Source organism: Alcanivorax profundi, from assembly GCF_003597125.1.
Lineage (GTDB): Bacteria > Pseudomonadota > Gammaproteobacteria > Pseudomonadales > Alcanivoracaceae > Alcanivorax > Alcanivorax profundi.
Window position 1 is genome coordinate 312,211 of the sequence record NZ_QYYA01000002.1, and the last position, 14,792, is coordinate 327,002.

A 14,792-nucleotide genomic window follows, 5' to 3' on the forward strand; every position below is an offset into this window, starting at 1 on the left:
TCAGGGAGCAAAAGTGCAGGAATGCCGTCCGCCCCGGACCGCGTTTCAACCTTTCACTCACCGATCCAGGCAAAGCGGGGTTGAACCTGACCGTCTCGCTCGACGGTTTCGGTGAACATGGCCAGGGGACGCACCCACAGAGCCCCATCCCCGTAGAGAGGCCGGTAGACCACCACCGTCTCTTCGGTCTCTGAATGCGTGGCCAGACCAATTACCTGGTATTCATTGCCCTTGAAGTGCCGGTAACGGCCGGGCTTCAGTTCCGTCATTTGTCTCTCTCGCTATCGTAACGGGCCAACCGTTCCGCGATGGCCGCCAGCACCGCGGGGTTCCAGGGCAGCCCCACATGAGTCCCTGCCACTTCCACGTTATCGGTATTCGGGCCGTCATTCTCCAGACAGCACGGCCAGCTGACAATGCCATCATCACGGGTATAAATCGCCGTGCAGGGGACGGGCGGCGGCGTAATCCGTGCCTGAAAGGCATCGTGATCCGGGTTTTGCCGGTTTGGGTTAAACAGCTTGAACAGGGCGGTCACGTTGTTGGCTTCCGGGTCCCGGTTGATCGGGCTGCCCAAGGTGAAGACCTGACTGACCTGTTCCGGAAACGCTCGAGCCAACTCACGGGCGAACACCCCACCCAGACTCCAGCCCACCAACGCCACCGGCGTGCCGTGCCGAGTGTGGATCGCTTGCAACTGGCTTACCAGCAACGACTTGCGCTTGCGGTTCATACCCAGATTGGTGCCCTGCGCCCAGCCATAACTGGTATAGCCCAGCTGCGCCAACCCTTTTCGAAGTGGGCGCGTACTTACGTCACTGGCACCGAACCCTGGCAGTACCAACACCGGCTCGCCATTACCCCGGGGTAACTGGCGATAGCCCATCCCGCGCAACAGGTAACGCCCATAGGCCATCATCGCCCGGCTTTCTCCCAGTAACAGCCGCAGGGAGGGCGGCGCCAACTTGTCAGTCATGGCAGTTCCATTTTTCGGTTCATGTCCAGATGGTACCCTGTGAAAAACACTGTTAAACCCTGTCCGGTACGATTGGCTCAGCCGGCCTGCCGGGGAACACAGCGGCCCGTCCCCGGTCGTAAAGAGGGAATCACGGAATCACAAGGAGCTTCCATGAAGAAAGGTCTCGTCACCGCACTCGCCCTGTCCCTACTAAGTACATCGGGCCTGGCCATGGCAAAACAGCCTCAAGGCGCCAAGAACGTTTACGGTTGGGTCGAGAAAACCACGCTGGAACCGTGGGGGGTTGAGCTGAAGACCAAGCTGGACAGCGGCGCCCTGACCTCTTCACTGCATGCCACCGACGTGGAGGTCTTCGACAAGGACGGCGACAACTGGGTGCGATTCAAGGTAAAAGTGAAAGACGAAGCCACCGGCAAGATTGTCAGCAAGACCTTCGAGAAGCCCCGCTACCGCAAGGTATTAATCCGGGGAGCTGGCGGGGAAGAGCGACGCCCCGTAGTACTGATGAAGCTGTGTGTGGGCGACACCCTCTATGAAGAACAGTTCACCCTGAATGATCGCTCCGACATGATCTACCCGGTGCTGCTTGGCCGCCGCACCCTGTCACATCTGGGCTATCTGGATGTCACAGAAACTTTCCTCCACAGCCCTGATTGTGACGAGAATTCGCCAGTCAAACTGGACAAGGATCAGGAAGACGACAAGGACATCAACGACTAACCTGCCACGAGGATTCTGGGGCCAGCCCAGCCTGGCCCCTGCCACAGCCCCGGTTGTCCGTTACGCCGGGTTCACCTCGAAATAACCGAACAAACCGTCCAGTGCTTCGCGTAACACACTTCCCTGCAGGCTAATGCGGGCTTCCAGTTCTGCCACAGCATCATCCGCATCCAGGGTGTCGATGTTTTCCTGCAGGACATCCAACGCCTTGATGCGCTTGATCTCCAGTTTGTCATTCACATCCAGTTCCAGACTGTCCTGCCAGGCCAGATTGATGCGGGTGACCACCATGCCGGTTTCCAGATGGGCGAGAATCTCTTCCTGTCCCAGATCCACCGCAGTGAACTTCACTGCCGCCCCTTCATCCTTGGTGCCTTTCAATTCACAACGGTCGCCCAGGGTAAAGCCCTCGGGCAGCAGCTTGGTATCGCGCAGCCAGTTGCTGTAGCTGGTGTAAGGGGCAGAATTAGGCGCCGGGTAAGCGACAGGCAGGGTACCGATGGCCTTGCGCAGGCACGCCACCACTTCTTCCGCACGAGTTGCAGAAGAGGCATCCACCAGCACCCGCTTGCGCTGGGTATCGATCAACAAATTGGTACGGCGGGAACGGGTAAAAGCACGCGGCATCAACTCAAAGGTAATCTGCTCTTTCAGTTCGGCCTTTTCCTTTCGCCCAACCTTGCGCCCTTCTTCGTCCTGGATGTGCTCGACCTTTTCATCCAGCAACTCCTTGATCACCGGCCCGGGCAGCAGGCGCGTGGTCTGCTGGTAGGTGCAGTAGATAAACCCCTCCACCGCATAGACCATCGGGTCCTGACCTTTCAGCGGCGGTACAAAGCCCTCGGTACTGAGCGTCTGCGAGCCGCAGGGCTGGCAGCGGTTATCCGCAAGAATCTGGTCCAGCTCGCCAACGGAGAAAGAAAAGGCGTCATCGCCCAGATACACAATCAGGTTCTTGATCCACATAGTTCCATATCCAAAAGCCGGGGCGAGGAAAAGGCGCCCCTGGGTCACAGGGAGGGCTGGCCACAGTAGCGAAATGGCGGCCAGGGCTCAACCTCCCGCTGCGCCTTCGTCATTTGACCTGTAACGACATGGCGGAACATCGCATCCATTGCTATTCAATACAGGAATTTTGTACCCACGAGGACACCCCATGGAGTACCTGCGCACCCCGGACGACCGCTTTGAACGCCTGCTGGATTATCCCTTTGTCCCACACTATGTGGATGTGGGAGGGCTTCGAATGCACTACGTTGATGAAGGCCCAGCGGATGCCCCGCCGGTACTGATGCTGCACGGCGAGCCCACCTGGTCTTACCTGTATCGCCACATGATCCCAGTCTGTGCAGCCGCCGGTCATCGGGTGATCGCACCAGACCTGATCGGCTTCGGCAAGTCTGACAAACCCACCCGCATCGATGACTACAGCTATCAGTCCCACATGGACTGGATGCTATCGCTTCTGGATCAGTTAGCGCTCACCCGAATCACTCTGGTCTGTCAGGACTGGGGCTCCTTGCTCGGGTTACGCTTGGCCGCAGAAAACCCTGATCGCTTTCGCGCAATCGTGGTCGGCAACGGCATGCTACCCACCGGTGACCAGACCGTGCCAGCCGCGTTTCAACTGTGGAAGAATTTCGCTATCTACTCGCCGGTGTTCCCGGTCTCGCGCATTATCGATGCCGCCAGCTTCCGCAAACTCGGTCCGGATGAGAAGCGCGCCTACGAGGCCCCCTTCCCGAATCGTAAATACAAGGCCGGCGCCCGTGCGTTTCCCAAGCTGGTCCCGGTTACCCCCAACGACCCGGCCACCCAGGCCAACCGCGCCGCCTGGGAATCACTGAAACAATGGCGCAAACCTTTCCTGACCACTTTCAGTAATGGCGATCCGATTACCCGTGGTGGAGACAAATACATGCAGGAGCAGGTACCCGGCGCCAAGGGGCAGCCTCACCAGACACTCACTGGCGGGCACTTCCTGCAAGAAGACTCACCCGTAGCGTTTGCCCAGGCCGTCAATCAACTGATTGCCACTCAGCCCTCCCAGGACTGAAACGGCGGTGCTGCGATCAGGGGAACGCCGCAGCACCTTCCTCCTCCTGAGACCAGAACATCACCCGGTTCCGCCCTGCCCCCTTCGCCAGATACAGGGCTTCATCGGCGCGCGAAAGCAACTGGGTATCCGTCAGGGCGTGATTTGCGGGATGACCAGGCAACCAAAGAACGGCTCCAAAACTGGCCGTCACAGTCAGGAAGTCCCCACTTTCCAGGGGCACAGGGGATGACGCAATGGTCTCACGGCAACGCTCCAGCACGGTGGCGGCTCCGGCCGCCCCGGTCTCCGGCAATGCCAGAACAAACTCTTCACCGCCAATGCGGCCAATCAAATCTGTTTCACGCAGGCAGGCTCGCAGAATCTCCGACACCTGAACCAGCACCTGGTCTCCAACCCCATGACCATGGCTGTCATTGATACGCTTGAAGTGATCCAGATCCATGACACAGAGGGTCAGAGACTGTCCACTTCTGCGGCCTCTCGCCAGCTCGTGAGCCAGCTGAGCGAACAGCTCACGCCGATTGGAAAGGCCGGTAAGGGGATCGTGAAGCGCCTGGTCACGAATCTGCTTTTCCCGATGCACCCACCGACCCAGCAACAATGCCACAAGGGTGATCACCGACGTGATAAAAGGCACCATGAATGCCACAGTGCTGGCAATCCAGTAGTAAGATAAATGCTGTTTGGACACCGGGTCCCGGGCAAAATAAATGGCGTGTTCTACGTAACCACTTACTGACAGCCAGGCCAGCAGCAACACCACACACACCGTAAAGGCGAAGTTCCATGCGACGCGGGTGAACCCAAACAGGATAAAACCGACCAGTGGCGAGCCCATCAGCACCATTCCTGTCATCGGGCTGTAGAGGCCGAACACCCATCCCAGCAGCACAAAGCCCACACTGAAGAAAGACAGGAACACATTGGGGTAGATTCGTGAGTGCCGGTTCCCGTGCCGCAACCAACCGCCCCATGCCAGCAGCAGCGCCCAGCCCAGCAAATTAATCAGTACCACGCTGTTGAGCATCGCCGTCCCCTGCGACGATACATAGTTGCGACCGAATTCAGTGAGATGAACCGTAACCTGGTGCCAGACACAAATAAAAAACATGTACCCCCACAGCAGCACTGACAGCAGCAGGCACTTATCCCGGTCGGACCAGTCAAGCAGCTTCAGCAATCTGGAACGGGGGGCAGGCGGATCGGTCATTATTTTCATTCTTGGACGTGACCTGTTTCACACTCTTGCCGTCATTATGTCAGTGCCAAGACTTGCCGGCGGCCCTCCACCTCTGCGTTGGTCCTGCCAAGCCGGCCAGTGGTCGGAAAACAACCACAACGCGGATCATTATTCATAGCTCAGATCGCTGGCCTTGCCCCTGAACACCCGGTAGATGAACACGGTATAGCCCAGAATCATGGGCAGCGTAATGATCGCCCCCCAGAAGGTGAACAGCAGCGATTCCGTGGACGACGCGGACTCCCAGATGGAGAGCTGACCCAGCACGATATCGGGAAACAGGCTGTACGCCAGGCCGATGCCTGCCAACACGCAGATCACCACCAGTGAAAGAAACGCCAGCCAGCCATAGCCATGATGCAGAATCTGGCGACTGTTAAAGATCCAGATCAGTCCAGCCCAGGCAAGGCCCGTGGCAATGGGGATGGGCATCAAGCCAATCGCATTGGGCAGGGTGAACCACTTGTCCGCGATGGTCTGACTGACCAATGGGGTCGCGATGGAAATCAGCACCAGAAATCCTCCCATGGGCCAGACTGCCAACCGCCCCCAGTGAGCCGCCTTGCGAAACAGTTCTCCCTCCGTCTTGATCAACAACCATGCCGCCCCCAGCATGATGTAGAGTGCAGGTAATGCCACCGCAATCAGGGCGGCAAACAGGGTGCTGGTGGAATCGCCGGTCAGCCCCGTAACAAAGGCCCCCAGCATCCAGCCCTGGCAAACCGAAGCAACCAGCGAACCCAAGGCAAACAGGGCATTCCACTTGGCCTTGTGCCTGTCTCCTGCCTTGACCCGGAAGTCGAATGACACCCCCCGCAAAATCAGTCCCATCAACATGATGGTCACCGGCAGGTAGAGGGCCGTCAGCACTACACCGTGCGCCTGGGGAAAGGCAATCAGAAGAATCCCCACCCCCAACACGATCCAGGTCTCATTGGCATCCCAGAACGGGCCGATCGCCGCCACCATGACATCTTTTTCCCGGTCATCGGCAAAAGGCAGCAGCATGCCTATTCCCAGGTCATAACCGTCAAGTATGACGTAAATCAGTAGTGCCAGCCCCATGGCGCCAGCGAAGAAAAGCGGTAACCAGTATCCCAGATCCATCATGCCTCTCCTTGTGCACGTTCGGCATTCATGGCGCGCTGCTGTGGCATCAACGACAGGGAGCGTGCCGGTTTGGTCGCCATATAACGCAGCGCCGCAATGTAGGACACGAGTAAAAACAGGTACAGCAAGACATAACCAAACAGAGTACCCGCCACCGTCGCACTACTGTGATCCGCCACCACATCTGCCGTGCGTAACAACCCGTCCACAACCCAGGGTTGGCGGCCGATTTCGGTCACGTACCACCCGGCCAGTACTGCGACCCAACCGGAGAACGTCATGACTGACAGTATGCGCAGCAATACACCTTGCCCCTCACGGCTCTCTTTACCCCGAACCCACAATTGCCAGGCAGACCATAGCCCGACCAACACCATCAACACCCCGACACCCACCATCACCCGGAAAGCCCAGAACACCGGAGCGACCGGCGGATGCTCGCCTTCGAATTCGTTGAGCCCGCGAATCTCGCCATCCCACTCATGCGTCAGGATCAGGCTGGCAAGACCCGGCACCTTGATTGCCATATGGGTGGTGCGAGCCTCCTCGTCCGGAAATCCGAACAGGGTCAGCGGTGCATGCCGTTCGGTTTCCCACACCCCTTCCATCGCCGCAATTTTGGCGGGCTGATGCTCAAGGGTATTGAGCCCGTGAAGGTCACCTATCCAGACCTGTAAGGGCGCCAACAACGCCGCCATCACCGCCCCGGTACGCATGACTTTCCAGGTGGCAGGACCATCCACACCGCGCCTGGCACGCCAGGCGCTGATCCCCATGATCAGGAACGCAGCAGTCAACAGCGAGGCATTGAACATATGCGCAAACCGATACGGAAATGACGGATTGAAAATTACCGCCCACCAGCTCTCCACATGGAAAATGCCATCTTCCAGTCGGTAACCTGCCGGGGTTTGCATCCAGGAATTCAGGCTGAGAATCCAGAATGCCGAGAAAGAGGTACCCACCGCCACCAGAGCAGTCGCCATCAAGTGCATACGATTGGAAACGCGATCCTTGCCGAACAGCATGATTCCCAGAAATGAGGCTTCCAGGAAAAAGGCAGTCAGCACTTCATAGCCGAGTAATGGCCCGGCAATATTGCCCGCCCTTTCCATGAAACCAGGCCAGTTAGTGCCAAACTGAAAGCTCATGGTTATCCCGGAAACCACCCCCAGCGCAAAGCTGAGCGCAAAGATTTTTACCCAGAAAAAGTAGGCGTACTCCCATGCCTTGTCTCCGGAAAAGGTATATCGCAACCGGAAATAGAAAAGCACCCAGCACAAACCTATCGTGATGGTGGGAAACAGGATGTGGAAGCTGATATTGGCTGCAAACTGCAGCCGGGCGAGCAGAAACGGATCGAATTCCACCGGAGCACCTCCCTCAAGAATGCCAGCGATAACGACAGCGCTGTCCCACCGTAGCACACCGACATGAACGGTAAATGAGACAAATTGCCCGCGGCAATCTGTGCCGCCGTGAACAGGGCGACAAGACCAAACGGTCGTTAACACTTTGTATACACCCGCAACAATTCATTGCTCTGCTCACAACAAGGATTGCACAGCAACAGGCCCGTGTAGCCAACAAAATGCACTGACTGGAAAGGGGTGCCTGTCTTGGGTGCCCGCCATACCCTTCTCGGAGAGCACACCATGAAAACAACAACCGGATTGGCAGCCCTGGCCGCTGTCGCCCTGTTAAGCCTCAGCAGTAATGCCATGGCGTTAACCAAGCGCACCTTCTGCGTGTTCGACATCATTGGCGCCAATGGCGACACCTACAACATCATGCGCGACTACAAGACCGCCGCGGTGCAATGGGGTGTGGATGTAGAACTGAAACCCTACACCGATGAAAAGATCGCCTCGGAAGATTTAAAAGCCGGCCAGTGCGACGCCGCGGTTCTCACCGGCATCCGGGGTCGTCAATTCAACAGCTACACCGGCAGCATGGATTCCATCGGTGCCATTCCCAGCTACGACGCCATGAAAACCGTGATTGCCGTCATCGCCAGCGGCAACGCCAGCGTCAATCAGCACCTGGTATCCGGCCCCTACGAAGTGGGTGGCGTGGTCCCGTTGGGTGCCGCCTTCCTGTTCCTGAAAGACAAAACCATTGATACCGTCGAAGAACTGGCTGGCAAGTCCATCGCCGTTCTCGAGTACGACAGCGCCCAGGCCAGCATGGCCTCCCGCGTGGGCATGTCTCCGGTCATGTCCGACATCACCAACTTTTCTACCCGGTTTAACAACGGCTCTGTCGATATCTGCTTCGCCCCGGTGATGGGGTATTCCGCCCTGGAACTGTACAAGGGCATGGCGCCGGATGGTGGCATCCTTGATTATGTGCTCGGCCAGCTAAGTGCCCAGGTGATCCTGAAGAAAGACAAGTTCCCCGCGGGTTTCGGCGAACAGTCCCGCGCCTTCATGTTCAGCCAGTTCGACCGCGCCATGAAACTGATCGATAACGCCAGCGGCGAAATCGACGACAAATGGTGGATCCGCATTCCCAATGCCGACAAGCTGCGTTACGACGAAATGATGCGTGAAGCACGCATTGAGCTGACCCGGCAAGGCGTCTACAACAAGGACATGATGTCCCTGTTGCTGAAAGTCCGCTGCAAGCAGGAACCCTCCCGCGCCGAGTGTGTAAACCCGGTGGAATAACAAGCCCATTGCTGGCGCGAGCCCGTCAACGGACAGCGCCAGCATATCGCCTCTGTGGGAGCGGTCGTTCGACCGCGATGTCTTCTCCGCCGCCAGGCGGAGAGGAACTCCCCCTCTCTTCCCCCACCGCCACTCTGTTACCCTGTAGGCATCGGATTCATTACCCCCCGGATGCCCATGTCAGCCACGTTTGGATTTCGTTTCGATAACCGCTACGCACAACTGCCCAAGCCGCTGTTTTCGCTGTGCCCTCCGCAGCCGGTCAGTCAGCCGGAAATGGTGTTGTTCAATGCCGCTCTGGCGGAGCAAATGGGATTGGAGACAGACGCCCTGCGCACCCGTCCTGACCTGTTCAGCGGCAACACCCTGATTGCCGGTAGTGAGCCATTGGCCCAGGCCTATGCCGGTCATCAGTTCGGCAACCTGACCATGCTGGGGGATGGTCGCGCGATCCTGTTGGGAGAACACCTGGATGCCACCGGCAACCGGATGGATGTTCAACTCAAGGGCGCTGGGCGCACCCCCTTTTCCCGTGGCGGGGATGGCAGGGCAGCGCTGGGGCCGATGCTGCGCGAATACCTGATCAGCGAATCCATGCATGCCCTCGGCGTGCCCACCTCCCGCAGTCTGGCAGTGGTAGGCAGTGGCGATCCGGTGTACCGGGAAGAGGCCTTGCCCGGCGCCATCCTGACTCGCATCGCTGCCTCCCATCTGCGCGTCGGCACCTTCCAGTACGCAGCCGCCCAGCAAGACGCAGCATTGATGGATACCCTGATTCAATACACTCTCGCCCGGCACTACCCGGATCAACAGAACAGCGACAACCCCGCCCTGGCGCTGCTGGATGCAGTGATTGAGCGTCAGGCCTCACTGATCGTCCAGTGGATGCGGGTGGGCTTTATCCACGGTGTGATGAACACCGACAACGTGACGCTGAGCGGTGAGACCATTGATTACGGCCCCTGCGCCTTTATGGATGCCTACGATCCAGACACCGTGTTCAGTTCCATTGACCATCAAGGTCGCTATGCCTACGGCAACCAACCCACCATTACCCAATGGAACCTGGGCCGTTTTGCCGAAACCCTGCTGACCCGTATCAACGACAACGTGGACAAGGCCATCGAGATCGCCACGGATCGCATCAAGGGCTATAGCACCCTGTACGATCAGAAATGGCTGGCCATGATGCGCCGTAAACTGGGCCTGTTCGGCGAGGACGTCATGGATGCCACCTTGATTCAGGATCTGCTCGACTGGATGCAGGCCAACCGAGCCGACTTTACCAATACCTTCCATGCTCTGATCGGCGGCGAGGTGCCCGACAGCGACCTGTGCCAGCAACCCGCATTTCTTGATTGGCACACGCGCTGGCAGGCGAGACTGGCGCGCAACAGCAAACCGCGCGAGTCGTCCTGGTGTCTGATGCGCAACAGCAATCCTGCGGTCATTCCGCGCAATCATCTTGTCGAGCAAGCCCTGACTGCCGCGACAGAACAGCACGATTTGGCCCCCGCCAAGGCACTGCTGGCGGTGCTGGGCCAGCCCTATGGTGACGACGCACCCGAGCAGTACCGCCGCCCACCGGAACCACAAGAGCGCGTGTGCCAGACGTTCTGCGGCACCTGAACACCGCGGCGCAATCATCGTTGTTCACTGCAAGTTCATCGAACACACAAGGCCGTGGGAGTGAAGACAGCTTAGCTCTGTGAGTTCAGTGCTCCCTGTGGTGAAAACGCTTTTGATCCAGGCCCGCAATCGCGCCGCCACCGAGCGCAGCCCAGGAACGCCCGCAGGGCGGCCCGAAGGGTGAGACCGACGCTCCTGCGGCAAGCCGGGAGGAGCCAATCGGGCTTTACCTCAAATCTGCAATGCACCAAAAAAAACGCCTCCACGAAAAGTCCGGGGAGGCGTTACAGTCTAACTTTGCGGGTCCGTCAGAACTGGTAGGCCACCGTCGCCTTGATGTTGCGACCCGGTTCGAAATCCTGCAGATAGAGGCTGCCAAATACCGGGTGGAACGTTTCCCCGGTACGGGAGGATTGCGAGGCGTAGAATTCGTCAAACAGGTTGTCCACCCCTGCCGTGATGGTCAGCCCTTCCACCTGACGGGGCAGCCACATCACCGACACGTTATGCACGGTGTAGCCTTCCTTGGAGCGATCCACACCCGCGCCATCAAGATCCACGGCATTATGCAGGTCGTTCACGTTCACCATGTCCCAATGCAGATTTAGATCCAGCGGGGCAATAAAGTAATCCACTTCCACACTGATGCTGTCGCCCTGCTCGCGATCGATACGGGCACCATCCAGCGCAGCGTACTGATCAAACGCATCCAGATCGCTGTTGGCATTGGCATAGGTCAGCAGCACATTCAGGTTGCCTTGCTCAAACCCGACGTAACTCTCATAACCCTCGATGTGCATGTCGCCCACGTTATCCTTGCCAGCGGCGGTGTTGTCATAGATGTAGTTATCGATGTTGGTACGGAACACGGTGACCCCGGCGCTGAAGCGATCAACCCCCAAGTCTCCGCTGGCAAAATCCGCCGCCAGCTCGTGGTTGTTGCCGCTCTCGGCCTTGATATCCGGGTTGGGAGTATCGAACAGGCCCGCACCGACAAACACCTCGCCAATTTCCGGCCCCTTGAACAATTGGGTGGTGCTGGCCCGCAGCTTGAGGGAATCCATCACCTGATAGTCCACCGCAAACGCCCCGGTCACATCATCGTAGGTGTCATCCACCACCACGGAGTCGATCTTGTATTGGTTGTAGCGCACCCCCGGGGTCACCACCACGCGCTCGCCCAGATGCACACGGTCTTCAACAAAGACGGCATTGGACTGGGCATCTTCAGATGACTCATCAACGGTGCCATTCACATACTGCGCCTGGTAGCGGGTGTCATAGCGAATCACCTCCGCACCGTACACCAGCTCCTGTTTGATCCCGGCATCCAGCCAGGTCCGCGCCAGCAGGTTCAGGCCGGTGTTCTCGGCCTGGCCATACACTTCCCCGGCGGTGGCCGCAATAAACGGCAGAGTGGATTGGGTAAGCCCGGTTTCATCCCGCTCCAGTTCGCTGTCGTTGTAGAACAGCGTGGACTCGAGGGTGGTATTACCCAGCGTCGCGTCATAGTTCAGCGTCCAGGTATCGCGGGTAAATTCGGTGGGATACGTCAGCGGAGCATTGATGCCATTGGCAATGGCGATATCTGTCGCCAACCCCATGTCTGGCCGGTAGCTGTAATCCCCTTCGTCCTTGTAGCTTTCAAAGCCCAGGGTCAACCGCTGACGGGACGTAAGATCCCAGCCCAGCTTCACCAGCGCATTGTTGAGCTCGCCTTCCAGGCCTTTCACTTCGCCATCGGTACCCGGCATTTCATTGCCGTTGGCATCTTCGATAACGCCGCCACCGACCTCGAAATTATCCCGGTCCAGATAGTTGTAGTACGCCAGATAATCCGCGCTGTCACCCAACGTTCCAAAGCCGGTCAGAGAGGCGCTTTCGTAGGCATTGGTGGAATAGGTGCCCTTGCCCAGCACACCAAAACTGTCCCCCGGCATTAGCAGGTCACGAGCTGACTTGGTGCGAAACTTCACCACGCCCCCCAGCCCACCGTTGATCACGGAATTATTACCCACCTGGATATCCACCGATTCGAGAATGTCGGCGTTGATCTGCAGGTTACCCATGTGGTGGTACATGTAGGTATTCTGGTTGGCGCCATCGATACTGATGCGCAGGTCCTTGTCATCCATACTGCGGATGGTGATGCGCTGGTTGAGCGAATGCGCGCCGCCCACATCCACCCCGGGCACGGTGCGTAGCAGGTCACTGATGTGGTCTGCCTGACGGGTCGTCATGGCCTGTTCATCCATGTGCACCGAGCTGGCCGTCACTTCGGTAGCCCACACCGAGACCTTCTCCAGCTCATTGGCCTCGTTTGCGGCCTCCTCGGCCATGGCGGGCGCAGCCACCATCACGGAGCTGCCCAGCAGCCCCCACATCACCTTACGCATAAAAACCCCGATACTTATGACAATTTGGACAGCAGCAAGCCACAGCAATCGCTGCAAATGAGAGTTGTTATTATTTATGATAGCCACTACAGCATAATGCGGCGCCGCTAACTGCTTTGCGGAAACCGCAAACCGTTATGCGAAATCATCAGGGATCCAGCCATGAGCGGAATCAGTCAGGAACAGCTCGCCTCGCTCTCACGCCAGGCCGGCGTAGAGCAACGACACGTTGGCGACACCGCGCAAGGCGATGGGCAGGTACTGGAGGGGGATTTCGTCCTCAAACGTCACCATTCCGGCATTCTGGTGCATGCGTCCGATGCCGTGGAGCGACAAGATACCCAGGTCAGCTTTGAACTGCCGGCGGGACTCTCGGCAACGCTGTTGCTGGAGGGTGAGCTGGCGTTCCGGGTCGATCAGACCCACTACCACCTTGAGGCCAGCTCGTTGAGCGGCTTTGCCCTGGTCTGCGACCAGCCCCGGGAATTGCAGCGCGAACTTCGCCAGGGGCGCCGCCTGCGCAAGGTCAATGTGTCGGTGCCCAAGGCCTGGCTCTACCAGTACTGCGGCGATGACGAACACGCGTGCCGCTGCATCGACCAGCTGTTTGCCACCCATCAGGCATCCTGCTTCAGTGAATGGCCTGTCTCTTCTGACCTGACCGCGCTGGCGGAACAAATCTTCCGCCCCTCACCCTACACCTCATTCATGCAGAATCTGCATGTGGAAAGCCGTGCACTGGAAATTCTGGATGCCGCCCTGGCGCAATTACTGAAGGACACACAGGCCCCTTCAGGCCCTCGCAAAGTCGAACGGGCACGGGATTTTATCGAGGCCGAATTACAGACACTGGACAGCCTGGAGCAGGTCGCCAGTCATGTCGGCATGAGTGTGAGTTCACTGCAGCGCCAGTTCCGCCAGCACTATCAACTGACGCCTGCGGCCTACATTCGCCAGCGCCGTCTGGAGAGAGCCCGGGACCTGTTGCGCCAACAGCAGCTCTCCATTGGCGAGGCGGCCTACCTGGCAGGTTATCGCCACCCCTCCAATTTCATCACTGCCTACAAGCGGGCGTTTGGCACCACCCCCGGTGAGCTATGAAAACGCCGGGGCACTAGCCTTGCAACTTGTCCACGGTCTTCAACTCGAAATCGCTGGCATCGTGCCGTTCCAGCAACTGGCTTGATGGCTCGCCCCAGGCACGATTGACCATGCGCCCGCGTTTCACCGCCGGGCGTTCTGCGATCTGGTGGGTCCAGCGCAGTACGTTGGTGTAGGTGTGGGCTTCGATAAATTCCGCCGCCTCGTACACCTTGTTGGTGACCAGCGCACCATACCAGGGCCACACCGCCATATCGGCAATGGTGTATTCACTCCCGGCCAGGTAGGCGTTGTCGGCCAGGCGCCGGTCCAGCACATCCAGCTGACGTTTGATTTCCATGGTGTAACGGTCAATGGGGTACTGGTACTTCTCCGGCGCATAGGCATAGAAATGGCCAAAGCCGCCGCCCAGCATCGGGGCACTTCCCATCTGCCAGAACAGCCAGTTGAGGGTTTCGGTACGGACCGCAGGATCCGATGGCAGAAACTCGCCAAAGCGCTCCGCCAAGTACAACAGAATACTGCCGGACTCGAACACCCGGCGTGGCGGGGTCACGCTGTGATCCATCAGCGCCGGGATCTTGGAGTTGGGGTTCACGTCCACAAAACCGCTGCCGAACTGATCACCATTCTGGATATTGATCAACCAGGCATCGTATTCCGCCTCGCGATGGCCTTTCTCCAGCAGCTCCTCCAGCATCACCGTCACTTTCACCCCGTTGGGGGTCGCCAGCGAATACAGTTGCAGGGGATGCTTGCCCACCGGCAGGTCCTTGTCGTGGGTGGAACCGGCAATGGGGCGATTGATACTGGCGAAGGCGCCACCGTTTTCCTTGTCCCATTTCCAGACCCGTGGCGGGGTATAGGTATCGTCAGACATGTTGGCTCC

Annotated in this window: 13 protein-coding genes; 5 read left to right on the plus strand and 8 right to left on the minus strand. The window is 58.4% G+C overall.

Annotated elements, in window-relative coordinates:
* Positions 1-53 precede the first annotated feature (53 nt).
* Together D4A39_RS06680 and D4A39_RS06685 are read right to left on the minus strand one after the other, a co-directional pair.
* A complete protein-coding gene (locus tag D4A39_RS06680; protein ID WP_119917732.1) occupies positions 54-269 on the minus strand; it encodes a DUF1653 domain-containing protein in 216 nt (71 codons plus the stop codon).
* On the minus strand, positions 266-976 hold the full coding sequence (locus tag D4A39_RS06685) for an esterase/lipase family protein (RefSeq protein WP_102792296.1): 711 nt from the start codon (positions 974-976) through the stop codon (positions 266-268). The genes D4A39_RS06680 and D4A39_RS06685 overlap by 4 nt, the downstream gene beginning before the upstream one ends.
* A gap of 153 nt (positions 977-1,129) precedes the next feature.
* Between D4A39_RS06685 and rloA3 the strand changes: the two genes are divergently transcribed.
* On the plus strand, positions 1,130-1,699 hold the full coding sequence (gene rloA3 / locus D4A39_RS06690) for a retropepsin-like aspartic peptidase RloA3 (RefSeq protein ID WP_119917733.1): 570 nt from the start codon (positions 1,130-1,132) through the stop codon (positions 1,697-1,699).
* Positions 1,700-1,759: 60 nt separating this feature from the next.
* On the opposite strand, the gene D4A39_RS06695 is transcribed toward rloA3, so the two are convergent.
* A complete protein-coding gene (locus D4A39_RS06695) occupies positions 1,760-2,665 on the minus strand; it encodes a recombination-associated protein RdgC (RefSeq protein WP_119917734.1) in 906 nt (301 codons plus the stop codon).
* Between the two features lie 190 nt (positions 2,666-2,855).
* Between D4A39_RS06695 and D4A39_RS06700 the strand changes: the two genes are divergently transcribed.
* The gene (locus D4A39_RS06700) at positions 2,856-3,755 is read left to right on the plus strand and encodes a haloalkane dehalogenase (RefSeq protein WP_119917735.1); all 900 of its coding nucleotides are present in this window, start codon (positions 2,856-2,858) and stop codon (positions 3,753-3,755) included.
* Between the two features lie 16 nt (positions 3,756-3,771).
* On the opposite strand, the gene D4A39_RS06705 is transcribed toward D4A39_RS06700, so the two are convergent.
* From D4A39_RS06705 to D4A39_RS06715, 3 genes are all read right to left on the minus strand, one after another.
* Positions 3,772-4,968, minus strand: coding sequence for a GGDEF domain-containing protein (locus D4A39_RS06705; RefSeq protein WP_158586920.1), 1,197 nt, complete (start codon positions 4,966-4,968; stop codon positions 3,772-3,774).
* A gap of 138 nt (positions 4,969-5,106) precedes the next feature.
* A complete protein-coding gene (locus D4A39_RS06710) occupies positions 5,107-6,108 on the minus strand; it encodes a cytochrome d ubiquinol oxidase subunit II (protein ID WP_233192235.1) in 1,002 nt (333 codons plus the stop codon).
* Positions 6,105-7,478: a cytochrome ubiquinol oxidase subunit I gene (locus D4A39_RS06715; RefSeq protein WP_119917737.1), complete on the minus strand. Its 1,374-nt coding sequence runs from the start codon at positions 7,476-7,478 to the stop codon at positions 6,105-6,107. The genes D4A39_RS06710 and D4A39_RS06715 overlap by 4 nt, the downstream gene beginning before the upstream one ends.
* Positions 7,479-7,763: 285 nt before the next feature.
* On the opposite strand from D4A39_RS06715, the gene D4A39_RS06720 reads away from it, so the two are divergent.
* A complete protein-coding gene (locus tag D4A39_RS06720; protein ID WP_022984851.1) occupies positions 7,764-8,777 on the plus strand; it encodes a putative solute-binding protein in 1,014 nt (337 codons plus the stop codon).
* A gap of 177 nt (positions 8,778-8,954) precedes the next feature.
* Positions 8,955-10,406, plus strand: coding sequence for a protein adenylyltransferase SelO (locus tag D4A39_RS06725; protein ID WP_119917738.1), 1,452 nt, complete (start codon positions 8,955-8,957; stop codon positions 10,404-10,406).
* A gap of 308 nt (positions 10,407-10,714) precedes the next feature.
* Here D4A39_RS06725 and D4A39_RS06730 read toward each other — a convergent pair whose 3' ends face one another.
* On the minus strand, positions 10,715-12,802 hold the full coding sequence (locus D4A39_RS06730; protein ID WP_233552432.1) for a TonB-dependent receptor domain-containing protein: 2,088 nt from the start codon (positions 12,800-12,802) through the stop codon (positions 10,715-10,717).
* A 162-nt stretch (positions 12,803-12,964) separates the two neighbouring features.
* On the opposite strand from D4A39_RS06730, the gene D4A39_RS06735 reads away from it, so the two are divergent.
* Positions 12,965-13,903, plus strand: a complete 939-nt coding sequence (locus tag D4A39_RS06735; protein WP_119917739.1) for an AraC family transcriptional regulator — start codon at positions 12,965-12,967, stop codon at positions 13,901-13,903.
* A 13-nt stretch (positions 13,904-13,916) separates the two neighbouring features.
* Here the strand turns inward: D4A39_RS06735 and yghU are convergent, their stop codons facing one another.
* Positions 13,917-14,783 (minus strand): glutathione-dependent disulfide-bond oxidoreductase, encoded by an 867-nt coding sequence (yghU, locus tag D4A39_RS06740; protein WP_119917740.1) that lies wholly within the window; start codon positions 14,781-14,783, stop codon positions 13,917-13,919.
* Between the last annotated feature and the right edge of the window lie 9 nt (positions 14,784-14,792).

Bases quoted from the DNA above. Each gene is read 5' to 3' on its own strand.
- yghU (WP_119917740.1), bottom strand. From the start codon at position 14,783: ATGTCTGACGATACCTATACCCCGCCACGGGTCTGGAAATGGGACAAG.
- D4A39_RS06705 (WP_158586920.1), bottom strand. From the start codon at position 4,968: ATGACCGATCCGCCTGCCCCCCGTTCCAGATTGCTGAAGCTGCTTGAC.
- D4A39_RS06700 (WP_119917735.1), top strand. From the start codon at position 2,856: ATGGAGTACCTGCGCACCCCGGACGACCGCTTTGAACGCCTGCTGGAT.
- rloA3 (WP_119917733.1), top strand. From the start codon at position 1,130: ATGAAGAAAGGTCTCGTCACCGCACTCGCCCTGTCCCTACTAAGTACA.
- D4A39_RS06685 (WP_102792296.1), bottom strand. From the start codon at position 976: ATGACTGACAAGTTGGCGCCGCCCTCCCTGCGGCTGTTACTGGGAGAA.
- D4A39_RS06735 (WP_119917739.1), top strand. From the start codon at position 12,965: ATGAGCGGAATCAGTCAGGAACAGCTCGCCTCGCTCTCACGCCAGGCC.
- D4A39_RS06695 (WP_119917734.1), bottom strand. From the start codon at position 2,665: ATGTGGATCAAGAACCTGATTGTGTATCTGGGCGATGACGCCTTTTCT.
- D4A39_RS06730 (WP_233552432.1), bottom strand. From the start codon at position 12,802: ATGCGTAAGGTGATGTGGGGGCTGCTGGGCAGCTCCGTGATGGTGGCT.
- D4A39_RS06725 (WP_119917738.1), top strand. From the start codon at position 8,955: ATGTCAGCCACGTTTGGATTTCGTTTCGATAACCGCTACGCACAACTG.
- D4A39_RS06680 (WP_119917732.1), bottom strand. From the start codon at position 269: ATGACGGAACTGAAGCCCGGCCGTTACCGGCACTTCAAGGGCAATGAA.
- D4A39_RS06720 (WP_022984851.1), top strand. From the start codon at position 7,764: ATGAAAACAACAACCGGATTGGCAGCCCTGGCCGCTGTCGCCCTGTTA.
- D4A39_RS06710 (WP_233192235.1), bottom strand. From the start codon at position 6,108: ATGATGGATCTGGGATACTGGTTACCGCTTTTCTTCGCTGGCGCCATG.